Origin of the sequence: Arthrobacter sp. Soil762 (genome assembly GCF_001428335.1) — a bacterium.
In the GTDB taxonomy this organism is placed as follows: domain Bacteria; phylum Actinomycetota; class Actinomycetes; order Actinomycetales; family Micrococcaceae; genus Arthrobacter.
This window is the reverse complement of the sequence record NZ_LMSG01000003.1, coordinates 34,778-56,692: the sequence shown is the minus strand read 5'-3', so window position 1 is coordinate 56,692 and position 21,915 is coordinate 34,778. Positions and strand designations below refer to the sequence as shown.

Annotated in this window: 19 protein-coding genes; 11 read left to right on the top strand and 8 right to left on the bottom strand. The window is 64.9% G+C overall.

Annotated features, from left to right (window positions below; genetic code table 11):
* Positions 1–51: 51 nt before the first annotated feature.
* Positions 52–1,860 (bottom strand): AMP-dependent synthetase/ligase, encoded by a 1,809-nt coding sequence (locus ASG77_RS05670; protein ID WP_056342299.1) that lies wholly within the window; start codon positions 1,858–1,860, stop codon positions 52–54.
* 178 nt (positions 1,861–2,038) lie between these two features.
* Between ASG77_RS05670 and ASG77_RS05665 the strand changes: the two genes are divergently transcribed.
* Positions 2,039–3,127 (top strand): ROK family glucokinase, encoded by a 1,089-nt coding sequence (locus ASG77_RS05665; protein WP_156380186.1) that lies wholly within the window; start codon positions 2,039–2,041, stop codon positions 3,125–3,127.
* 10 nt (positions 3,128–3,137) lie between these two features.
* Here ASG77_RS05665 and ASG77_RS05660 read toward each other — a convergent pair whose 3' ends face one another.
* The 3 genes from ASG77_RS05660 to ASG77_RS05650 are packed head-to-tail and all read right to left on the bottom strand — an operon-like array spanning position 3,138 to position 5,384.
* On the bottom strand, positions 3,138–3,779 hold the full coding sequence (locus ASG77_RS05660; RefSeq protein ID WP_056342294.1) for a hypothetical protein: 642 nt from the start codon (positions 3,777–3,779) through the stop codon (positions 3,138–3,140).
* Positions 3,772–4,566 (bottom strand): alpha/beta hydrolase, encoded by a 795-nt coding sequence (locus tag ASG77_RS05655; protein ID WP_056342291.1) that lies wholly within the window; start codon positions 4,564–4,566, stop codon positions 3,772–3,774. The genes ASG77_RS05660 and ASG77_RS05655 overlap by 8 nt, the downstream gene beginning before the upstream one ends.
* The gene (locus ASG77_RS05650) at positions 4,563–5,384 is read right to left on the bottom strand and encodes an alpha/beta hydrolase (RefSeq protein ID WP_056342288.1); all 822 of its coding nucleotides are present in this window, start codon (positions 5,382–5,384) and stop codon (positions 4,563–4,565) included. Before ASG77_RS05650 ends, ASG77_RS05655 begins: the two co-directional genes overlap by 4 nt.
* Before the next feature lie 111 nt (positions 5,385–5,495).
* Here ASG77_RS05650 and ASG77_RS05645 point away from each other — a divergent pair, with 111 nt between their 5' ends.
* Both ASG77_RS05645 and ASG77_RS05640 read left to right on the top strand, forming a co-directional pair.
* Complete coding sequence (locus ASG77_RS05645; RefSeq protein ID WP_056342285.1) at positions 5,496–6,275, top strand: lysophospholipid acyltransferase family protein; 780 nt, start codon at positions 5,496–5,498, stop codon at positions 6,273–6,275.
* A gap of 71 nt (positions 6,276–6,346) precedes the next feature.
* A complete protein-coding gene (locus ASG77_RS05640) occupies positions 6,347–7,738 on the top strand; it encodes a class II 3-deoxy-7-phosphoheptulonate synthase (protein WP_200950669.1) in 1,392 nt (463 codons plus the stop codon).
* 52 nt (positions 7,739–7,790) lie between these two features.
* Here the strand turns inward: ASG77_RS05640 and pknB are convergent, their stop codons facing one another.
* Positions 7,791–9,863, bottom strand: coding sequence for a Stk1 family PASTA domain-containing Ser/Thr kinase (gene pknB / locus ASG77_RS05635; protein ID WP_056342280.1), 2,073 nt, complete (start codon positions 9,861–9,863; stop codon positions 7,791–7,793).
* 113 nt (positions 9,864–9,976) lie between these two features.
* Positions 9,977–11,374 carry a lytic transglycosylase domain-containing protein gene (locus ASG77_RS05630; RefSeq protein ID WP_056342277.1) on the bottom strand — a complete coding sequence of 466 codons (1,398 nt, stop codon included), beginning with the start codon at positions 11,372–11,374 and terminating at the stop codon, positions 9,977–9,979.
* A 239-nt stretch (positions 11,375–11,613) separates the two neighbouring features.
* Here ASG77_RS05630 and ASG77_RS05625 point away from each other — a divergent pair, with 239 nt between their 5' ends.
* Positions 11,614–11,967 carry an Rv2175c family DNA-binding protein gene (locus tag ASG77_RS05625; protein WP_056342274.1) on the top strand — a complete coding sequence of 118 codons (354 nt, stop codon included), beginning with the start codon at positions 11,614–11,616 and terminating at the stop codon, positions 11,965–11,967.
* A 60-nt stretch (positions 11,968–12,027) separates the two neighbouring features.
* Here ASG77_RS05625 and ASG77_RS05620 read toward each other — a convergent pair whose 3' ends face one another.
* Positions 12,028–13,122 carry a polyprenyl synthetase family protein gene (locus ASG77_RS05620; RefSeq protein WP_056342271.1) on the bottom strand — a complete coding sequence of 365 codons (1,095 nt, stop codon included), beginning with the start codon at positions 13,120–13,122 and terminating at the stop codon, positions 12,028–12,030.
* Complete coding sequence (locus tag ASG77_RS05615) at positions 13,119–13,646, bottom strand: hypothetical protein (protein ID WP_056342267.1); 528 nt, start codon at positions 13,644–13,646, stop codon at positions 13,119–13,121. Before ASG77_RS05615 ends, ASG77_RS05620 begins: the two co-directional genes overlap by 4 nt.
* A gap of 140 nt (positions 13,647–13,786) precedes the next feature.
* Between ASG77_RS05615 and dinB the strand changes: the two genes are divergently transcribed.
* The 7 genes from dinB (at position 13,787) to ASG77_RS05580 (ending at position 21,912) form a co-directional block, all read left to right on the top strand.
* Complete coding sequence (gene dinB / locus ASG77_RS05610) at positions 13,787–14,944, top strand: DNA polymerase IV (protein ID WP_082575860.1); 1,158 nt, start codon at positions 13,787–13,789, stop codon at positions 14,942–14,944.
* A gap of 264 nt (positions 14,945–15,208) precedes the next feature.
* Positions 15,209–15,583, top strand: a complete 375-nt coding sequence (locus ASG77_RS05605) for a DUF3040 domain-containing protein (protein ID WP_056342262.1) — start codon at positions 15,209–15,211, stop codon at positions 15,581–15,583.
* Positions 15,584–16,046: 463 nt separating this feature from the next.
* Positions 16,047–16,475: a division/cell wall cluster transcriptional repressor MraZ gene (gene mraZ, locus ASG77_RS05600; protein ID WP_056342261.1), complete on the top strand. Its 429-nt coding sequence runs from the start codon at positions 16,047–16,049 to the stop codon at positions 16,473–16,475.
* Between the two features lie 167 nt (positions 16,476–16,642).
* Complete coding sequence (gene rsmH, locus ASG77_RS05595) at positions 16,643–17,635, top strand: 16S rRNA (cytosine(1402)-N(4))-methyltransferase RsmH (protein ID WP_056342258.1); 993 nt, start codon at positions 16,643–16,645, stop codon at positions 17,633–17,635.
* A complete protein-coding gene (locus ASG77_RS05590) occupies positions 17,632–18,315 on the top strand; it encodes a hypothetical protein (protein WP_056342255.1) in 684 nt (227 codons plus the stop codon). Before rsmH ends, ASG77_RS05590 begins: the two co-directional genes overlap by 4 nt.
* Before the next feature lie 61 nt (positions 18,316–18,376).
* Entirely contained in the window at positions 18,377–20,173 is a 1,797-nt protein-coding gene (locus tag ASG77_RS05585) for a peptidoglycan D,D-transpeptidase FtsI family protein (protein WP_056342252.1), read from the top strand.
* Between the two features lie 89 nt (positions 20,174–20,262).
* Positions 20,263–21,912, top strand: coding sequence for a UDP-N-acetylmuramoyl-L-alanyl-D-glutamate--2,6-diaminopimelate ligase (locus tag ASG77_RS05580; protein ID WP_056342250.1), 1,650 nt, complete (start codon positions 20,263–20,265; stop codon positions 21,910–21,912).
* The last annotated feature ends 3 nt before the right edge of the window (positions 21,913–21,915 follow it).

Here is a 21,915-nt window from a genome sequence, read left to right as displayed (position 1 = left end):
CGGCTTGGAAGATTGCTTCCGCCGGGAGGGCCCTTCGTTTTGCGTTGCCGCTTACCCGCGCGGCGCGCCGTACATTTCCTCGATGACTGTCTCGAAGTCCTTCATCACCTGGGCCCGCTTCACCTTCATGGACGGCGTCAGGTGGCCGGAAGCTTCCGTGAAGTCCGAAGCGACGATCCGGAATGACTTGATGGCTTCCGCCTGCGACACCGAGGCGTTGGCATGCGTGATCAGGTCCTGCACGGCGGCCTTGACCACCGGGTTCTCGACGGCTTCGTCGAGCGTGGTGGTGGCCGGCAGTCCGTGCCGCTGGAGCCAGCCCGGCAGGGCCTCCTGGTCCAGGGTCACCAGGGCGCCGATGAACGGCCGGTTGTCTCCCACCACCAGGACCTGGGAGACCAGCGCATCCGCCCGGATCTGGTCCTCCAGCAGGGCCGGAACCACGTTCTTACCGCCGGCCGTGACAATGATTTCCTTCTTGCGGCCGGTGATCCACAGGAAGCCGCTCTCGTCGAGCCGTCCGATGTCGCCGGTGCGGAACCAGTCATCGGTAAACGTATCCGCCATCAGGTCATCGCGCTTGTAGTAGCCGCGCATCACACAGACGCCCTTGGCCAGGATCTCGCCGTCGTCGGCGATCCTGACGGAGTTGCCCGGCAGGGGCTTCCCCACGGAACCGATCTTGATCAGGGCCGGCGTGTTGACGGAAATCGGGGCGGTGGTCTCGGTCAGGCCATACCCTTCAAGGATCTGCATGCCGATGCCCTGGAAGAAGTGGCCCAGCCGTTCGCCGAGCGGACCGCCGCCGGACACAGCATGGGCCACGTTCCCGCCCATCGCAGCGCGCAGCTTGCCGTAAACGAGTTTGTCGAACACTGTGTGCTTGAGTTTCAGCCCCAAGCCAACGTGCCCGGCCTGGCGGGCTTTGGAGAACGCGATGGCGGTCTCCGTGGCCTTGTGGAAGATGGCACCCTTGCCGCCGTCTTCTGCCTTTGTCAGGGCCGAGTTGTACACCTTTTCGAAGACGCGCGGCACGGCCAGGATGAACGTGGGCTGATAGCTCTGCAGGTCAGCCAGCAGGTTCTTGATGTCGGGGGTGTGCGCCACGGTGGCCCCGGCGGCCACGGCCAGCACCGAAATGAACCGGGCAAAGACGTGCGCCAAAGGCAGGAACATGATGGTTTTTGCCTGCTCGTTGACCACGTCGCCAAGCAGCGCCAGGGCGTTGTCGGACAGCTCAACGAAGTTGCCGTGGGTCAGCTCGCAGCCCTTCGGCCGGCCGGTGGTGCCGGAGGTGTAGATCAGGGTGGCAACGTCACTGAGCCGCGCCGATGAGCGGCGGGCCTCAAGGTCGGCGTCGCTGACGTCCCGGCCGGCCTCACGGACGGCGTCCAGTCCGCCGCCTTCGAGCTGCCAGACGTGCTGGAGGGCGGTGAGGCCTTCCGAGGTGGCCGCCTGCCGGATGATGTCCTCGTGGTGGGCAGCCTCGCCGAAGGCGGCCACGGCCCCTGAGTCACCGAGGTTCCAGGCAACCTGCGACGGCGACGAGGTCTCGTAGATGGGCACCGAGACGGCGCCGGCGAACCAGATGGCGAAGTCGATGAGCGCCCACTCGTAGCGTGTGCGGGACATGATGCCCACCCGGTCGCCGGCTCCCACGCCGCTGGCCATCAGGCCCTTTGCAAGGGCTGAGACGTCCGCCAGGAAGTCCGTGGCGGAGACGTCCCGCCAGGCGCCTGCGGAGTCCAGCCGCGAGAAGAGCGCCGGGTTGCTGGGCTTGGCTGCCTGCCGAAGCAAGAGATCGGTGATGTTGGTTTCCGGTGGGACAACAACCAGGGGCGGAACACTGAATTCGCGCACTATAGCTCCTTTGATATCCATAGACCCGCACAGGGTATGCCTAAAGACTAATACGCCTGCAACTTGGCCGTGCAGAAACAAACCTACTGGCCAGTAACATAGGAGTCAAAGAGGAGTGTGAAGGCCATGGGCCCGGCCTCCGGCGCTGCCCGCCCGGGGCACCCTAGAATGAAGCACTATGTATGTAACGCCCCCCGGCGAGCCAGCCGCTCCGCCCCGACGTCCGGCTCCCTGGCGCCGGCGGCCGCTGGCCTTGAGGGCCCGGCCCCGGCAGGTGGAAACGTTCCGCGAGCACCTGCGCCTCGGGCGCAAGGGGCTGGCAATCGGCATCGATATCGGCGGCACCAAGGTCGCCGCCGGCGTGGTGGACGCCGACGGAAGGATCCTGAGCGAGGCCCGGCGGTCCACCCCCGGCAGCGACCCGCGTGCGGTAGAGCAGGTCATCGTAGAGCTCGTGGACGAACTCGGAGCCGGTCACAGGGTCTGGTCAGTAGGCATCGGTGCCGCCGGGTGGATGGATCTGGACGGCGGAACCGTGCTTTTCAGTCCGCACCTCGCCTGGCGCAACGAGCCGTTGCGCGCAAACCTGCAGCGCCTGCTGCGCCGGCCTGTGCTGCTGACGAACGACGCCGACGCCGCGGCCTGGGCGGAATGGCGCTTTGGTGCGGGCCAGGGCGAGGACAGGCTCGTGTGCATAACCCTCGGTACCGGCATCGGCGGTGCCATGGTGATGGACGGCCGGGTTGAGCGCGGCCGGTTTGGCGTAGCCGGCGAATTCGGCCACCAGATCATCATGCCCGGCGGGCAGCGTTGCGAGTGCGGCAACCGGGGCTGCTGGGAGCAGTACGCGTCGGGCAACGCCCTGGGCCGGGAAGCGAGGATTCTGGCGCGCGCCAATTCGCCGGTGGCCCAGGAACTGCTGGCCACCGTCGGCGGTGACGCGGAGCAGATCACCGGGGCGATTGTTACCGAGCTGGCACTCGCCGGCGATGCGGCCTGCCGCGAACTCCTGGATGAAGTGGGCGAATGGCTGGGCCTGGGATTGGCGAACCTCGCGGCCTCATTGGATCCGGGGCTGTTTGTGATCGGCGGGGGACTCTGCTCGGCAGGGGACCTGCTGGTGGAGCCTGCCCGTAAAGCATTCGCGCGGAACCTTACCGGCCGCGGCTTCCGTCCGGCGGCCGGCATCGAGCTGGCAGCGCTCGGACCCAACGCGGGTCTTATCGGGGCAGCCGACCTGTCCCGGGTCAGCAGCCGCATCCGGTGACTGCCGCTCCTCAGACGCGGGCGCCGTCGTCGTTCTCGTCTTTTTCCTGGGGCAGCTTCATGATGAGGTAAACCACGGCAAGGATGAACACCGCCACCATGCCCACAATGGCCAGCAGCGGCGCGGACCGCCAGAACATGACGGCCAGCAGCAAGGCAATGGGCGCACCAATTGCGCCAAGCCAGGCAAGCATGGTCAGGGGATCCGTCCCGGCAAGGCTTGGCGGTTCTTCCGGAACGAAGTCCCCGGCGTCGTCCTCCACGGCATAGTCACGCGGGCCGAAGGCGGCGGTGCCGCCCTGGCCGTCACCGCCGGCCCCTTGGCCGGCGTCGGTCTTCCCGCCGTCACCGGCGCCCGGCGTCGCCGCCTGCCGTTCGGCTGCGGACAGTTCGGTGGGGGCTGTTCCCGCCAGACCCAGCGGATCAAAGTCGCGGAACGTCGCGGACCTGCCGGACCCGGCCTTCGGGCCGGCCGGACCAGGAGTTTCGGGGTCAATGCCCGTGGCGTCAGGGCCTGGGGCGGCGTCGATGCCCGGGTCCGCTGTGCCGGTAGGGGTGGCAGGTTTCTCTTCGAGCCGGGCCACAAGGTCCAGCCACACAGCATCGTCCTGGTTTGCGCTCTGGTCCGGCGAGCCGGAGTCGGGCCTATTCATGGGCGGTGCCCTCCTGCACCTGGGCTGCTCCCGTGCCGGCAACCACCGCCCGAATGAAGTCGGCGGACCCCTGGAAGATCTCCTCGGCGTCGTTGTCCAGCGTTGCCACGTGGTAGCTGTTCTCCAGGGTGGTCAGTGTCAGCGAAGCGTTGGTCAGTCCGCGGCGCAGCGCTGCCACACTCGTGTCTGAAACCACGTGGTCCACGGTGGACCGGAAGACGCGTACAGGCGCGGTGATGCGGGGGAGCAGCCGGATGGTGTCCTTGAACATCTTGTTCAGCTCATGGGCCGCAGCTACGGGCGTTCGCGGGTAGGCGCCCTCGTCCATCCCGGGCTTGAGGATGTCGTTGGCAATGGCCGGGGTGCTCTTCAGGACGAGTTTCAGGATGCCAGCCAGTGGAGCGCGGGGATCATCAATCACCAGTCCGGGGTTCACCACGATCACCCCCGCGACGGGCCGGGTGGCGGCAATTCTCAGGGACAGGGCACCGCCCATGCTCAGCCCGGCGACGAAGACGTGGTCGCAGCGGGAGGCCAGCTCCAGGTAGGCGTCGTCCAGGGCGCCGTGCCACTGCGGCCAGCGCGTGCGCGCAAGGTCCTGCCAACGGGTGCCGTGCCCGGGCAGCAGCGGCATTCGTACGGCGAAGCCGGCGTCGGCAAGGGACTGGGCCCACGCGCGCAGCCCGTGCGGACTGCCCGTGAATCCGTGTGAGAGGACCACCCCGATCCGGGCTCCGTCGCCGTTGACGGTGCTGCTGAAAGGGCTGTGGTCCGGTACGCCGGTCATGAAGTCTCCGAGGTGGTGTGAGGTGTGGCCGCGGTTCGGGCTGACGGTGCAGTGCTGGGTGCATGGGCAAGGAAGAAGGCGCTGGAACGGGCAAAAATCTCGGGCGCATCAACATCCAGGGTGGCCACGTGACCGCTGTTGTGCAGGTCCACCACCTCCACCAGCCGTGGGCCCAAACGCTGCCGCAACATCAGGAGTGAGGTGGCCGGCACCACGACGTCCGACTGGGACTTGAATACCTGCACCGGGGCGGTGACCTGGTGCAGCCCGCGGGTGGCTGTGCCGAAAAGCTTCTTGAGCTCGTGCACGGCTGCCAACGGAGTCCGTGAGTAGTCGCCGTTATTGGTGACGTCCGCCGTTGGCTGTTCCTCCTGAATGGGCAGCGTGGTGCGCTGGAAGTACTTGAGAACTCCGATGACGCGCACGCGGCGGTCGTAGAAGCTGAGGCCGGGATTCACCAAAGAGACGCCAGCCACGGGATGTTTGGCGGCAGTCAGTAGCGCAATGGCGCCACCCATCGAGAGGCCGGCCACAAAACACTGCTCTGTCCGGGCGCTCAGCTGCAGGTACGCCGATTCGAAAGTCCCGTACCAGTCACGCCAGTTCGAGCGGGCGAGCTGCCGCCAATCCGTACCGTGGCCGGGCAGGAGCGGCACGGACACGGCGAATCCTTGGGCGGCGAGGTCCTCTGCCCAGGGCAGGACGCTGAGCGGGCTGCCGGTAAAGCCATGGCAGATGGCAATCCCGGTAGTGGCATTGGGTCCGTGGCCGGGGTAGCTGAAAGCGGCAGGCCGGGGCGCGATGCTGCTTTCTGTCATAACACCATCGTGTCATTGTTCTCGACAAATCTCACTAGAGTAGGGTTGCACTGGAGTGCCCGCCCGGCCCGACGAAGGGCCGGCCGGCCGGCTTCCGGAGAGGTTCGTCACGTGTTCTATTGGGTCATGAAGAGGATCTTCCTGGGGCCGGTGCTGCGGCTCCTTTTCCGCCCCTGGGTCAAGGGTCTGGACAATGTTCCAGCGCAGGGCGCGGCAATTATCGCCTCAAACCACCTGTCTTTCTCCGACTCCATCTTTATGCCGCTGATGGTCCGCAGGCCGGTTGTTTTCCTGGCCAAGTCCGAGTACTTCACCGGCACCGGCATCAAAGGCAGGCTGACGGCCATGTTCTTCAGGCTCACCAACCAGCTGCCCATGGACAGGTCCGGGGGCGCGGCATCGGCTGTTTCGCTCAACGCCGGCATGGATGTCCTGACAAGCGGGGGACTGCTGGGCATCTACCCTGAAGGGACCCGCAGCCCCGACGCCCGCCTCTACCGGGGCAAAGTGGGCGTCGCCAGGCTGGCCCTGCAGGCTGGTGTGCCCGTGATTCCCGTGGCCATGATCGGCACGGACAAGGTTCAGCCCATCGGCAAGCGGATGCCGAACATCCGTCGCATCGGCATGATTTTCGGTGCGCCGTTGGATTTCAGCCAGTACGCAGACCAGGCGGAGGACCGGCTGGTCCAGCGCAAGGTCACCGATGAAATCATGTTCGAGCTGATGCGGCTCTCCGGCCAGGAGTACGTGGACGAGTACGCTGCCGTGGTGAAGCTCCGCCTTACGGGCGCAGCAGCCGCCGAGGCTGGGGGCGCCACCGCGAAACGCGCCGATCCTGACGGCGGTGCTGAGGGCACCGCTGCCGAGGGTAAGGACCCGGCAGCGGGCTGACTGTGACGCCGCTCTCGGTACGCGTGACGGTCAGGTGTCCCGAAGCCAGCCGCGCACATTAGTCTTAGATAGTGACTGAGCTATCTGCAAAACCTGCCTTTTCGCTGTCCAGCACCGCCCAGAGCGGAGCAGCCAATTATCCTGGCCTCGATGATTGGCGTGACCTTCCCGTTTCCCAGCAGCCCAGCTGGCAGGACAAGGACGTTTTCGACGCGTCTGTCGGGGAACTTTCCGTGCTCCCGCCGCTGGTTTTCGCCGGCGAAGTGGACGTTCTCCGGGAACGGCTGGCGGCAGCAGCGGAGGGCAAAGCCTTCCTGCTGCAAGGTGGCGACTGTGCTGAGACCTTTGAAGCGGCAACAGCGGACAAGATCAGCGCCCGGGTCAAGACCATCCTCCAGATGGCAGTGGTGCTCACCTACGGCGCAGCTATGCCAGTCATCAAGATGGGCCGAATGGCCGGCCAGTTCGCCAAGCCCCGCTCTTCCAACGACGAGACCCGCGACGGCGTGACCCTCCCGGCGTACCGCGGTGACATCGTCAACGGCTACGAGTTCACTCCCGAGTCCCGTGGCCATGACGCCGCCCGGATGCTCAAGGCCTACCACACGTCCGCCTCCACCCTGAACCTCATCAGGGCCTTCACGCAGGGCGGCTTCGCGGACCTCCGCTCCGTGCACCAGTGGAACAAGGGTTTCACCGAAAACCCGGCGCACGCCCGTTACGAATCCCTGGCCCGTGACATCGACCGCGCCATCAAGTTCATGGCGTCCTGCGGGGCCGATTTCGAAGCACTCAAGCGGGTGGAATTCTTCGCCAGCCACGAGGCCCTGTTGCTGGACTACGAGCGCGCACTGACCCGCATCGATTCGCGGACCGGTTTCCCGTATGACACTTCGGCGCATTTCCTGTGGATCGGGGAGCGTACGCGCGAGCTTGACCACGCGCACGTTGACTTCCTCTCACGCGTCCGGAACCCCATCGGTGTGAAGCTGGGCCCGTCGACAACCGGCGACGACGCCCTCCGCCTCATCGACAAGCTGGATCCCGAGCGGGAGCCGGGCAGGCTGACGTTCATCACGCGTATGGGCGCGGGCAATATCCGCGGGAAGCTTCCCGCGATTGTGGAGAAGGTGACCGCCTCCGGCGCCAAGGTTCTCTGGGTCACCGATCCGATGCACGGCAACACCGTCACCTCGCCCAACGGCTACAAGACCCGGAACTTCGACGACGTCATTGACGAAGTCCGCGGGTTCTTCGAAGTCCACCATGCTTTGGGCACGGTTCCCGGTGGCCTCCACGTGGAGATGACCGGTGACGACGTCGCCGAATGCCTGGGCGGTGCCGATCCGGTGGACCAGGAAGCGTTCCTCGACAAGTACGAGTCGGTCTGCGATCCGCGACTGAACCACATGCAGTCCCTGGAAATGGCGTTCCTGGTGGCCGGAGCACTGGCCAAGCACTGACCGCTCGACGCGGAGTCGGACGTCCGCGGTGGTGTGGCCGGCAGACCGCCGGCTACACCACCGTGAGGGTAACGACGGAACCTTCGGGCACCTTCTTCTTCACCGGGTCCTGATCCCGTACCGTGCCAAAGAAGCCGCCGAGGATATTGTTCACCCGTACCTCGAAGCCCAGCGCACGCAGCGCTTCTTCGGCTTCCTTGGCTTGTTTGCCGATGAAGCTGGGGACTTCAACGAGCTTGGGTCCGTCGGAAATGGACAGCGTCACCGTGCCGCCCTTGGTCAGCGTGCCGGTCGCAGGCGACTGCGCGGCAACCGACCCCTTGGGCACGTGCCTGTCGTTGACTTTGTCCTTCGCGACATCGGCCTTGAGGCCGGCCGCCTTAATGGCGTCGACGGCGGCGTCCTCCTCCAACCCGATGACTGACGGAACGGGGATCGGCTGCGGGCCCTTGGAGACGGACAGGGCTACCGGAGTGCCATGGCGCGCTGGGGTTCCGGCGGCGGGATCCTGGGCCAACACAACGCCGGCGGCAACGGCGTCATCAAATTGTTCAGTGACGGTACCTAGCGCCATTTCGGCCTGGTTCAGTGCATTTTTCGCATCGTCAAGTGTTCCGCCGGTCAGTTTCGGGAGTTCGAACAGTTGCGGCCCCTTGGAAACAAACAGGGACACGAGCTGGAACTTCCTGGTCTCCGTGCCGGCAGTCGGGTCGGAGCCCACTACGAGGCCGGACGGAACGTCGTCGTCAAAGACATCGTTGGTACGCGACTGGAACCCCGCCTCGCTCAGCAGTTGCTGGGCCTGGGCCACCGACTTGTTGGCGACCGCCGGAATGGTGCCCGGCGACCCGGGGCCCATGCCGAAGAACCAGCCGGCTCCTGTGGCAATCAACGCGATGATGACCAGGACCACCACCCAGAGGGCGCCGCGGCGCCGCGGGTTCCCCTCCCGCAGGCTCCGGACCGGGGTCGCCGCAGCCCGGGACCTTGCCTTCTCGTCCTCCCTGTCGAGCTTGCTGCGGGCGCGTTTGCTGAGGGGGATCGCTGCCGGGACGGCGTCCTGAGCATCTGGCCTGTAGTGCGCTTCCGGCCGGAACTGTTCGCCTGGCCGGTAGTCGGCGTCGGGCGGGTACAGGGCATGCGGAGCGTGCGGTGGGTGCTGTGGCTGCGGCCGGGAGAAGGACGACATCACGGCGGTGGGGTTGTTGGTGCGGGCGATGATCTCGGTCTGGTTCTGCTGGCCGTCCGGGGTCGCGGCAGGCGGCCTGAGGTCCAGTTCGGCATCCGTAAGGTTGGTCCGGATGTGGCGGAGTTCCTGCAGCAGGGCGTTGCCGTCCACCGGGCGGTTCTCGGGATCGTTTGCGGTGCACCACTGAACGAGTTCATCCACCTCGGCGGCGAGGCCAGGCACCAAGGCCGACGGCGGACCGACCGTTTCATTCACGTGCTTGTAGGCAACCTGGATGGGGACCTCGCCGTCGTACGGCTGCTGGCCGGTCAGCATCTCATAGAGCATGATGCCCACGGAGTAGATATCACTCCGCGTGTCAGCCTGTTGTCCGAGCACAAGCTCGGGGGAGAGATATCCAACGGTGCCGATGAGTGTCCCGGTGCTTGTGGACGTTGTTACCGCACGGGCCAGCCCGAAGTCGCCGATCTTGATCCGGCCGTCGTCCGCGATAAGGACGTTCTCCGGTTTCACATCCCGGTGGATCAGCCCGGCGGCATGGGCCGCGCCGAGGCCCTGCACTACCGGATCAATCAGGGCAAGGGCAAGGCGGGGAGGCAGCGCACCCTTGGATCTGATGACGTCCCGGAGGGTGTGACCCTTGATGTGTTCCATTACCAGATAAGCCGTCTGGCCGTCGTTACCCTGGTCCAGGACGCCCACCACATGGGCGTGGGACAGCTTCGCGGCGGCTTTCGCCTCGCGGCCCAGCCGGTCCAGGAACGTTTCGTCGGTGGCGAGGTGGGGATGGAGGACCTTCAGGGCAACATCGCGTTCCAGCCGGAGATCCGTTGCCAGATAGACGGTGGACATGCCGCCGCGCGCGAGTTTGGAGCGGACGGCGTAGCGGTTGTCCACCAGCGTTCCAACGAGACGGTCTGACACTTGTTCCTGCACCCTACGATCCTAATCCCGCATGGAAAAGGGTCCGAACCGACGTGCGGTCCGGACCCTTATCGTTATCCCTGGGGCCGGGGTTCAGCAAGCCCCGGGCACTTTGACGCGGTGGTTTAGCCGAAGTTCTTCTGGTGCGCCTTGATGGCAGCTACGTAGGCCTTGGTGTCGTCGTACATGCCGTATTTGCTGACAGAGTACTGGCCCTGGTAGTACCCCGCAATTGCTGTGTCGAGGTCCTTGCTGGTGGCGATAAGCCGTTTGATGATCGCCACGCCGGCCGTCGCGTTGTCGTAGGGGTCCAGCAGGTTCAGCTTCCGCCCTACGAGGTCTGAGGCCCACTGCCCGGAGGACGGGATGACCTGCATGGTGCCGATCGCGTTGGCAGGTGAAACCGCACGCTGGTTAAAGCCGGACTCCTGGTGCGCGAAGGCCAGGGCCAGGGTGGGGTCCACTCCCATCTGGCGTGCCGTGTCGGCCACAATGGCGCGCATCTCGGCCCGGGACGGGACGGGAGAGGCGTTCAGCAAGGCCTTGTTCTCGTTGGCAGAGCTCACAACGGCAGCGGGGTAGGTGAAACCCAGGAAGGAGCTCGGCACCAGCGGGGCGGCGGGGGCCGCCGGGGCGGCCGGGGTGGACGAAGCGGGCTGAATGGAGGCGCCGGGAATGACCAGCTTGTTGCCGGGGTAGATGACAGTAGTCAGGCTCAGCTGGTTGGCCGCCAGAATGTCCGAGAGCTTGACGCCGTGCCGGGAGGCGATCGCGGACAGGGTGTCGCCGGCCTTGATCGTGTATGAACCGCCGGGAGCAGGCGCAGCAGGAGCAGGAGCCGGCGCTGCGGGAGCGGAAGAAGGCTGCACGGCCGAAGCCGGTGCAGCCGGGGCTGCGGGAGCACCTGCGCCGACTTTGATCTTCTGGCCGGGGTAGATGATGGAGCGCATGTTCAGGCCGTTCCAGCTGAAAACGTCCGACAGGCTGACATTGTGCCGGGCCGCGATGGCGCCGAGCGTATCGCCGGCCTTTACCGTGTAGCTGCCTCCGGCATTGGCCGGAGCGGCCGCGGCAGGGGCCGCAGGAGCCGGGGCGGGGGCGGGCGCGGAACCCGTGCCCGACAGCTTGATCTTCTGGCCGGGGTAGATGATGGTGTTCGGCTGGAGGTTGTTGAGCTTAAGGACCTGGTACGTGTCCAGCCCGAATTTGCCGGCGATTCCGCTGATGGTGTCGCCCCGGGCAATGGTGTATTCCGCGGGAGCCGCCGGCTGCATGGGCTGGAATGCAGCCGGAATGGTAGTGGAAACGGAGGCCGCCGGGATCAGGGCAGCCTTAGGTTCGGCTGCCTGGGCCTTCATCGCGGCGGCAAGGGTTGCCGGGATAGCGCGGGCAGGGGCCTCTGCGGCAGCAGGCTGGGCGAGGGCCAACGACGACAGGACAACCGCAGGAAGCGCTGCTGTGGTGACAGCAATCATGGGCAGGCTCTGCCTGGAGGGCTGCTTTGGCGAGCGGGACGTCGTCATGGAAAGAATCCTCTTCTTCAACTGCCGGGGCGGGAGATGCGATGTGACTATTGATACTAGTGTTACTTAAGTTATTGATGTTTCAAATGTGATCTATGTGAATCTCTCACGAAAGTTCGCATAGCACAAGAATTCGGCCCCACCCAGAATCAAGAGTTTTATGGAGTGTCGCTTGATTCGCGGCAGTGGCGGCCAATCCCGACTAGGCGGCAGGGCTCCGGCCGTGGCAACCTTGATCCGTGAGTAACGTAGAAAGCCTTGTGGGCGAGTGGCTGCCCCTGCCGGATATCGCGCAGTTGTTGGACGTTTCGATTACGAGAGTCCATGGCCTTATTGATGAACGCGCTTTGGCGGCCCTGCGGGTCGGGGAGCGCCGGATACGTTCAGTTCCGGCCGCGTTTATCCTGGACGGCCAGGTTGTCGACAGCCTCAAAGGGACCATTGTGGTCCTGGCGGACGCCGGCTATTCCGACGAGGATCTCATCGTCTGGCTGTTTACGCCCGACGAGTCGCTCCGTGGCCGGCCGATTGATGCATTGCGGGAAGGCCGCAAGACGGAAATCAGGCGCCGGGCCCAGACCCTGGCCTGGTAAGCAGCACAAAGGGCCCGGACGACGCCGGTCCCGCGGGCGCGGCCAAGACGGGCGCCAACGTCAGGATGCGCGGCTGACCGTCGCTTCCGCAAGCTTCCGCAGGGCAGTCTTGGGCAGTTCTTCCAGCGGCAGCTGTTCCAGTGCGTCATACGCCGCGGCGCCAAATTCGTTGATCAGCACTTCAGTGGCCTGAAGCGCCCCCGACTCTTCGATGATCCGGCGGATCTCGGCCACATCGGTGTCGCCCAGGTCAGGGCTGCCCAGCTTCGCATCGATAAACGCCGATTCTGCGGTTGATGCCTGGCCCAGCGCGAGGGCAATGAGTACGGTCCGCTTGCCTTCGCGGAGATCGTCACCTGCCGGCTTGCCCGTGGTGACAGGGTCCCCAAAGACGCCCAGGACGTCGTCGCGCAGTTGGAACGCCTCGCCCAGCGGCAACGCGAAGGCCGAGTAGCCCCGGAGCAACTCGTCCGGAGCGTCAGCCAGGGCGCCGCCAAGCGCCAGCGGGTGCTCAGTGGAATATTTGGCGGACTTGAACCTGATGATGGACTGTGCCCGTGTCACTGCTCCGGCCCGGTCACGGACAGGACCGGCCACTTCCTCCAGGATGTCAAGATACTGCCCCGCCATCACCTCGGCACGCATGAGGTTGAAGATCAGCCGTGCCCTGCTGCCTGCAGCCGCCTGTGCGCCGATGTCCGTGAAGGCCTCCTCGCTGAACGAGAGGCACAGATCCCCGGTGAGGATCGCGGCTGCCTGCCCAAACCGCTCGCTGTCCAGAGCCCAGCCCTGCGCGTGGTGCAGCTGGCTGAAGCGGCGATGCACGCTGGGGCCGCCCCGCCGCGTGTCCGAGCGGTCAATGATGTCGTCATGGATCAGGGCAGCTGCCTGGAAAAGTTCCAGGGCCGATCCCGCCGTCACGACTTCCTGGGCCGCCGGCTCGCCGCCCGCGCCGCGCCATCCCCAGTAGCACATCAGCGCACGGAGCCTTTTGCCGCCGGTCACCAGGTTGGAAATGGAACCCATGATGGGATCGATATCGGGTGAAATGGCAGCCATGAGGGATTGCCGCGTGGTGAGGAAGTCTGTCAGCTCACCGGCAACGGCGGCGACGAATGCAGTCTGCTCAACCCTTAGCTGCTCCGAAACGCTCACTTGGCTGACTCAGCAGCCACGTTGGCGCCGACGGTGAACGTGGAGACACCGGCCGCTTCGACGGCGGCGATGTTGACCGTCTCGGAGTCGTTCCGAACGAAGTCCTTGGAGGCAACGGCGCCCACTGCGTCGCCGGGGACGGCTTTGAATCCCTGCGCCTCCAGGTGCTTTGTGTAGAAATCCACGACGGCGGCAGTCGGGGCATTGATGCTTGCCACGAGTGCCGCGGTGGCGGGCGTTGAGGTCTTGTCAAAGCTGCTCGAAATCACCGTGGCGCCCGGCATCAGGGGGAGCAGTGTTTCCGGGAACCCTGCGACGATTGTCCCAACAGTGGCGGAAGTTCCCGGCGACGCCGTCGGACTGGCGGACGCGGTGATGCTGGCGCCGCCCGACGCTGGTGGGGAGCTATCTGGGGAGGATGATGTCACTCCGGGCTCCGCGGGGCTGCAGGCAGCGAGGGCCAGCAGAGCGCCCGCGGTCAGTGCCGCTAATCCTGTTCGCTTAAGACTTCTCATGACGGTCACAGGGACTGTCCTCCTGGTGTTGATGCCGGATTCAGCCTCCAGTTTAGTCAGTACCAACCGATACAATTGCCGGTGTGGGGCCTGAGCGGAACAACCAGTACACCGAAGCGGGACTTCGTGAGCTCCGGCGTAACTGCATCATGCACGTGGACATGGACGCCTACTTCGTCTCCGTGGAGCTTCGCACGCGGCCGGAACTCCGCGGCAAACCGGTGATCGTTGGATTTCCCGCGGACCGCTCAGTGGTCCTCTCGGCGTCGTATGAAGCACGCGCGTTCGGGGTGAAGTCCGCCATGCCCATGGTGGTCGCGGCCAGGATGTGCCCCAAAGCGGTCATCATTGAACCGCGCCACAAGCTGTACTACGAGGTTTCCGCCCAGCTGATGGAAATCTTCGAGTCCATCACCGATCTCGTGGAACCGCTGAGTGTGGACGAAGCCTTCCTGGACGTCGGCGGCGCCATCCGCCGGTTGGGACCCCCGCGCGTCATCGGTGAATTGATCCGGCGCCGGGTGGCTGCCGAACTGGGCATTACGGCCTCCGTGGGCATTGCGGCCAGTAAGTTCGTGGCCAAGATTGCTTCCACGCGTTGCAAGCCGGACGGGCTGTTGCTGATTGGACCCGACGAGACAGTGCCCTACCTCCACAGCCTGCCCGTCGGGGCCTTGTGGGGAATTGGCGCGAAGACCGCGGACGTCCTTGCCCGGATGGGCATCCGGACGGTGGCGGACGTGGCGGCCACGCCGGTGTCCTCCCTTAAGAAAATGCTGGGTGCCACCGGTGAGCACGTGTACCGGTTGTCGTGGGGGATCGATCCGCGGCCCGTAACACCCGTGAGGCTCGAGAAGAGCATCGGGGCTGAGGAGACGTTCGCCGTGGACACGGGCGATGACGCGCTGATCGCCCGGGAATTGCTGCGGCTTTCCCACCGGACGGCAGGACGGCTGCGGAGTTCGGGGATGGTGGCACGGACGGTGGCGTTGAAACTCCGCTACGCCGACTTTTCCACCATCACAAGGAGCCGCACGGTGCACACACCCGTGGACAGCGCCCAGCTGATTTATGCCGTGGCCATCCAGCTCCTGGAATCATTGGGGAGCCGTCCCATGACCGTGCGGCTTGTTGGCATCCGGGCCGAGCAGCTCGAAGACACCGCCCACACGTCCCTTCAGCTGAGCCTTGACCGCCGCGATGACAACTGGCGGGCAGCAGAACAGGCCCTGGACGAGGTCAGCCGAAAATTCGGAAGCAAATCCGTCCTCCCCGCCAGTCTGCTGGATTCCGGAAACGGGTCTTAGCAGGGCGCCGTCACCTTGCCTGCGAGTTTCAGGGAGGTGATGGCCGTCTTTCAGAACGGCCCCCGACAAACTATCCTTATATGTACATAGTTTTCAGTTATTGCCGGACTTCTTGGACATGCTGCAGTTCCAATGGCCCGCATGCCGGTGTTCGCCTTCCGCCATCGTCGGCGGGGCGGGAACCTCCCGGGCATGTCGGTCGTTATCGGAGCAGTAGTACGGGATGGGACCAGCCCGGACGTTGGCCTACTTAAGGAGGTCGTGATGCCGCTCTCGGAGCACGAACAGAAGCTGCTGGAGCAGCTGGAGAAGCAGCTGCACGAGGACGATCCGAAGTTCGCGAATTCCATGGGTTCGGACCCTGGACGAACGTGGTCCACCCGTCACATCGTGATTGGGGTGCTCTGCGCCCTCGCGGGGATCGCCCTGCTCTTGGTCGGCGTTACAGTCCAGAACATCTTCGTCGGTGTCCTGGGCTTCGTGGTTATGGGGGCGGGTGTGTACTTCGCCACAATGCGTAACGCGTCCGGCGGCAAGCAGCGCTCCGCACCTGGCACTGGTAAGTCCGGGAAGCCCCGGAGTTCCTTTATGTCCAGCTTGGAAGAACGCTGGGACGAGCGCCGCCGCGACGAATCATAAGGCAGCGCCTGCAGGAACGGTTCCACGGCGATAGGCCGTGCCGTCCTCCATTTCCCTCCCTCGGTCAGGATGACCGCAGCAGAAGACCCGCTCCGGCGGGTCTTCTGCTTTTAACCCGGAGGCAGGTAGCGCCAGGGGTCTGTTTGAGCGCTCAAACCGGCGCCTACTCCTACGTGGTTGGGGAGCCCGGGGACCGCGGATCCGCCGCCGGCGTCAGATGAGAGCCCGACGGCGGCCTGGCACCGCCGTCGGGCAGTTATGGTTCGCGCCGAAACGGCGCCGGGCCCTCCACTTCCATCCACTGCCTGCTCCCGCGCCATTTGGGGGACGAAGGCCTGAAATGGGGGAATATTGGCCTGATTTGCGTTGACTGTGGTGGAAAGTGGAGTAATGTGGAGGACATAAGAGGGTAGTTGCACCACAGGGGATGTGCAGTTCCTGACGGCAGACAGGCGGTGGGCCAGTGTTTCTGGGCACACACTCGCCACGTCTGGACGAAAAGGGCCGACTTATCCTCCCTGCGAAGTTCCGTGAGGAGCTTGCCAGCGGGCTTGTTCTCACCAGGGGACAGGAACGGTGCATCTACGTCTTCAGTGAGCAGGAATTTGCACGTGTCCACGAGCAAATGCGGGAGGCGCCCATTTCCTCCAAGCAGGCCCGGGACTACATCCGCGTCTTTCTCTCTGGAGCCTCGGACGAGGTACCTGACAAGCAGGGGCGCATAACCATTCCGGCTGCGCTCCGGGAGTACGCAGGCCTCGGCAGGGAACTGGCCGTTATCGGTGCAGGAACCCGGGCCGAGATCTGGGATGCCCAGGCCTGGAACGAGTACCTCGCGGAGAAGGAAACCGCCTTCTCCGAAACCGACGATGCCATTCCGGGGATCCTGTGATCACCTGAACGGCCCGGCGGACGCTTCTTGAACGAGATCTCCAGCCGCCCATCGAACGGTCAACCTGGCTCACTTCCCCGGAGCCAGGCCGGCAAGACGATAGGCGCGGATGGGGATCTGGCTCAAGAAGCAGCACACCAACACCCACGGCAGGAAAGGACGAAGGCATGAACGATGACCCGAAGCCAACGTCCGAACGCCATGTGCCGGTCCTCAAGGACCGGTGCATTAATTTGTTGGCCCCCGGCTTCGAAGCTGCCCGCCTCCGAGGTGAAACCCCCATCGCGATTGATGCGACCCTCGGCATGGGCGGCCACTCCGAAGCCATGCTGGAGCGTTTCCCGGATCTGCACCTGATCGGCATCGACCGTGATGAGGAAGCCCTGGCACTGGCAGGGGAGCGGCTGGCGCCTTTCGCTTCACGGACTGACCTGGTCCACGCCGTCTACGACGAAATCTCCGACGTCCTCGAAGACCTGGGCGTGGCACACGTTCATGGCATCCTGATGGACCTGGGCGTTTCATCCCTGCAGCTGGACGAGCGTGAGCGAGGCTTCGCCTATTCCTTTGACGCTCCGCTGGACATGCGGATGGACACCAGCCGCGGGCAGACCGCAGCAGATGTGGTCAACAACTACAGCGAAGAGGATCTCGTCAGGATCATCCGGAAGTGGGGCGAAGAGAAGTTCGCCGGCCGGATCGCCAACAGGATTGTCGCGGCGAGGACAGTTAAGCCTTTCGCCACCACCGGGGAACTCGTGGAACAGATCCGCTCCGTGGTGCCGGCGGCAGCCGCCAAATCGGGCGGCCACCCGGCCAAACGTACGTTCCAGGCACTGCGCATTGAAGTGAACGAGGAACTCGACGTGCTGGAGCGCGCTGTTCCTGCCGCCGTCGCAGCAACAGCCCTGGGCGGACGCATCGTGGTGATGTCTTACCACTCCCTCGAGGACAAAATCGTCAAATCAGTCTTCCAGGCTGGCTCCAAATCCTCCGCGCCGCTCGGATTTCCGGTGGAGCTTGAGGAACACAAGGCCTTCCTCAAAACCCTGACCAAGGGCACCGAGGTACCCACCGCCGTCGAGATTGCAGAAAATCCGCGCGCGGCCTCCGCCAGGCTGCGGGCCGTGGAACGTATCAGAGCCAGGAGAGAAGCATGAGCACTGCCGCCGTCAAGAACTTTCCGGTCGTCTCCGGCAGCAGCGCCCCGACGATCAGGTCGCTTCCCTCTGGCACCGGCCGCAGGGAACGCACACCCCTGTCTGTGGTGCGTTCCGCCCCCAAGAAGCGCCGTGCGCCGTTTGTGGTGATGTGTTTCGCCCTGCTCGCTGTTGCGCTCGTAGCCGTGCTGGTCCTGAACATCTCAGTCTCTACCTCCCAGTACCAGCTCGTGGAACTGAGGGGTAAGCAAAGCACGCTGACCAAGCAGAACCAGGACCTGACACAGCAGGTCCAGAACTTCGAGGCGCCCCAGAACCTGGCGGCAAAGGCCTCAGACCTAGGCATGGTGGCTTCGACCGTCAAAGGCCAGATCGACCTCTCCACCCTTGCCGTCACGGGCAAGGCAACCCCGGCGGTGAAGGGCGGCGCGGCTGGATCGGTTATCCCTGCTCCAGCCGTAGAGGGAGTGCTCACCGTGGTTCCCCCGGCAACGAAGTGGGAGCCGCTGACGAGCCGTAAACCGGCTGCCGCGGAACCGGCCCCTGCTGCGGCCCATGCTGCGGCACCTGCCGCTGCAGCACCGCCGGCTGAAGCGCACGCACCAGCGGCACGTGCCGTGGAGCTCCACGGCGGTTCGGTTCCAGCACCCGAACAGAAGGTGCCCAGGTCTAACCGGTAGCCGCTGAAGGATAGCCAGTCAGGTAATAAACAGGCAACAGGCGAGCAGCAAGGGAATCACGGTGGCGCAGAGGACCGGCAATGCAAAAAGCGGCAAGGCCCCTAACGCCACCAAGCGGCTGCGTCTCGGCCTGGGCATTATGCTGACGCTGCTATTAGTGGTGGGCGGCAAGCTCTTTTTCGTCCAAGGGCTCGACGTCGGCGGGATGGCCGCAGCGGCGCTCGATTACCGGATGCGCGAGACTTCCCTCCCCGCCGAACGCGGCAGCATCCTTGGCGCCAACGGGACGGTCCTGGCCAACAGTGTGATCCGCTACAACGTTGTGGTGGACCAAACCACCAACACCAAGACAGAGAAGTTCTGGCGCCTGGAGGAGGGCGTGGACAAACTTGTCGAAGTCAGCCGGGACCAGGGCATCAGCGAACTCGCGGCTGTACTGGGCATGGACGCTGACGAACTCAGGAACGCCGTGACGGGCGAATCGAAGTACCACATCGTCGCTAAGGACCTGAAGCCGGACGTTGAGCTCAGGGTCTCGGATCTCAGTATTCCCGGCATCGTCACTGAGGGCGTCAGCAAACGCGTGTACCCCAACGGTTCCGTGGCCGGCGGTATTATCGGCTTCCTCCAGGACGGCAACACGGGCCAGGCGGGGATCGAGCAGACGCAGGATGGGCTGCTGCGCGGGAAGGACGGCAAGCGGCTCTTCGAGATCGGTGCCGACGGTCTCCGGATTCCGGTCGGCGTGGATGAGCTGACACCGCCGGAGGACGGCAAAGACGTCAAGCTCACGCTCAATTCCGATCTCCAGTATTTCGCCCAGCAGGCCATTCAGAGCCAGTCAGACAAACAGGGCGCCGAGTGGGGTGTCATCACCGTGATGGATGCCAAGACCGGTGACATTGTCGCGATGGCGGACACTAATGCCCCGGATCCGAACGATCCCGGACGGGTAGCCGCCAAGGACCGCGGCGTGCGCTCCGTGACCGCAGCGTATGAGCCCGGCTCGGTACAGAAGATGATCACGGCCGCGGCCCTCATTGAAGAAGGAAAATCCAGCCCCCTGGATACCTTCACACTCGGACCGTCGTACACCGTGGACGGCCAGACCTTCACAGACGCCTTTACCCATGGCACCGAAGAGCGCACGCTCGCCGGCATCCTGGGTTGGTCAATGAACACCGGCACCGTGGCGGCCGGGTCGCGGCTGACCAAGGAACAACGGTACGACTGGCTTAAGAAATTCGGCATCGGCGAAGCCCCGGACATTGGATTGCCGGCTACGGCCTCCGGCATTCTCACACCGGCGGACCAGTGGGACGGCCGCCAGGAATACACGGTGCTGTTCGGCCAGGGTGTATCGCAGTCCACCCTGCAGACAGTCCGAGCCTTCCAGACGATCGCCAACAACGGTGTGATGCTCCAGCCACGCCTGATTGACGCGTACGTTTCACCGGACGGAACAGAGGAGAAAGTCGCCCCGCAGCCTTCCCGCCAGGTGGTGTCGGACGGCACCGCGCAGCAGGTCCAGGACATCCTGGAAAGCGCGGTGACCGAAGGCCAGATCAAGGACGCCGCGATCGACGGATACCGGGTGGGGGCAAAAACCGGAACCTCTGAATCGCCGTGCGACGACGGGAAGTCAGGGTTCTGCGGCTACACCGCTTCAATTGTGGGGATGGCGCCCATGGATGATCCCCGGTTTATTGTTGAGGTGGTGCTGCAACGGCCCAGGGGCAATATCTACGGCATTACGCAGGGGCCCGTGTTCCGTTCGGTCATGAGCCAGGCGCTGCGCACCTACAACGTCCAGCCGTCCACGGGCGAACCGGCCAGGCTGCCGCAGTACGCCAAGTAGCATCAAGCCAGGCAGCAGTTCCCCCAACGCCCGCAGCGGAAGCAGTCTCCCGCGGGCATGATCCACTAGCACCACCATCGGAGATTCCCTTGTCAGAGCAGAACGCATCAGCCAGCAACGCGGGGCCGGCAGGGGAACCGGCCCCCACGCGGTTCAGGCCTACGGCAGTTGCTGCCGTCAGCCTGGACACGATCGGCGACGCGATCGGTGTGCAGGTCCCGGGCGCCTCCGCTGCCGTCAGCGTCACGGGAATTTCACTGAACTCGAGAACCGTGGAGCAGGGCGACCTGTATGTGGCGCTGCCTGGTGCTTCCCGCCATGGCGCAGACTTCGTGTCGCAGGCGGTCGGCAGGGGAGCGGTGGCAGTCCTGACCGACGACGCCGGCGCACGCCTTCTCGCGCTGTCTGCGGATACCGCCGAAGCATCGGTCCCGGTACTTGTGGTTGACGGGCCCCGCAACGTGGTGGGGCCGCTGTCCGCCATGATCTACCAGAGCCAGCCAGCAGGCGGACGGACGCCGCACTTGTATGGTGTGACGGGAACCAACGGCAAGACCACCACCACGTACTTCATCAACGCCTTGCTCCGTGCGCTCGGGCAGCAGACCGGCCTGATCGGAACCATCGAAATCCTGGCCGGCGGAGAACCGGTTCCCAGCCTCCTGACCACGCCTGAGTCACCGGATCTCCACGGCTTGCTCGCCCTCATGCGGGAACGGGGACTGGACGCCGCGTCCATGGAAGTCTCCTCCCACGCCGTATCCTTCCAGCGGGTGGACGGTGTGCTCTTCGACGTTGCCGGTTTCACGAACCTGACGCAGGACCATCTGGATCTGCACGGCACCATGGAGGACTACTTCGCCACAAAGGCGGAACTGTTCACGCCCAGCCGTGCCCGCAGTGCTGTGGTGACGGTCGACGACGAATGGGGCCGCAGGCTTGCTGCCACGGCACGGATCCCGGTCACCACCCTCTCGATGACACCCGGCGGAGCTCCCACAGACTGGACCGTAACGTCCACCTCCGCGCGTGGGCTGGGTACCGACTTCAGCCTGCAGGGACCCGACGGAGTTACCCTGAATGTCCACACCGGCCTGCCTGGCGCATTCAACGTCGCCAACGCCGCACTGGCCACCGTAATGGTCCTGGCCAGCGGAATGGACGCCACCACCGTGCAGGCCGCCCTGGACCACCGCGACCCCTTCACCGTGGCGGTACCGGGACGCATGCAGCTCGTCTCCGAAGAACCGGCGGCCGTCGTGGACTTCGCCCACAACACTGATGCACTGGCACGCGCACTTGAAGCGGTCAGGTCACCGCTGCCCGGCTCCCGGGTGATCGTGGTTTTCGGAGCCACCGGACAGCGCGACCAGGGCAAACGTCCCGCCATGGGCGCCGTCGCCGCAAAGATGGCCGACATCGTCATCGTCACGGATGACGACCCCCACGACGAGGACCCTGCGGCCATCAGGGCAGATGTGCTGGCGGGCGCACGGTCGGAGCGCGAACAGGAATCTCCGGAGTGTGTCATCGAAGAGGTTTATCCCCGCGACGCCGCCATCCGGCGCGCCGTGGAACTGGCCGGTCCGGCCGACACCATTCTTGTGGCCGGCCGCGGCCATGAGGTCTGGCAGGAAGTCAAGGGCGTCAATCTTGCACTGGACGACCGTGTGGAACTGCGGAACGCCTTGACAGCCAGGGGATTCACCGTTCTCCGAGACGACCGGATAGAGTCCTAGACC

What these genes read in the sequence shown, in the direction of transcription:
- ASG77_RS05665 (WP_156380186.1), top strand. Translation starts at nt 2,039, where the DNA reads ATGTATGTAACGCCCCCCGGCGAGCCAGCCGCTCCGCCCCGACGTCCG.
- ASG77_RS05660 (WP_056342294.1), bottom strand. Translation starts at nt 3,779, where the DNA reads ATGAATAGGCCCGACTCCGGCTCGCCGGACCAGAGCGCAAACCAGGAC.
- ASG77_RS05655 (WP_056342291.1), bottom strand. Translation starts at nt 4,566, where the DNA reads ATGACCGGCGTACCGGACCACAGCCCTTTCAGCAGCACCGTCAACGGC.
- ASG77_RS05650 (WP_056342288.1), bottom strand. Translation starts at nt 5,384, where the DNA reads ATGACAGAAAGCAGCATCGCGCCCCGGCCTGCCGCTTTCAGCTACCCC.
- ASG77_RS05630 (WP_056342277.1), bottom strand. Translation starts at nt 11,374, where the DNA reads ATGACGACGTCCCGCTCGCCAAAGCAGCCCTCCAGGCAGAGCCTGCCC.
- dinB (WP_082575860.1), top strand. Translation starts at nt 13,787, where the DNA reads ATGCACGTGGACATGGACGCCTACTTCGTCTCCGTGGAGCTTCGCACG.
- ASG77_RS05605 (WP_056342262.1), top strand. Translation starts at nt 15,209, where the DNA reads ATGCCGCTCTCGGAGCACGAACAGAAGCTGCTGGAGCAGCTGGAGAAG.
- rsmH (WP_056342258.1), top strand. Translation starts at nt 16,643, where the DNA reads ATGAACGATGACCCGAAGCCAACGTCCGAACGCCATGTGCCGGTCCTC.
- ASG77_RS05590 (WP_056342255.1), top strand. Translation starts at nt 17,632, where the DNA reads ATGAGCACTGCCGCCGTCAAGAACTTTCCGGTCGTCTCCGGCAGCAGC.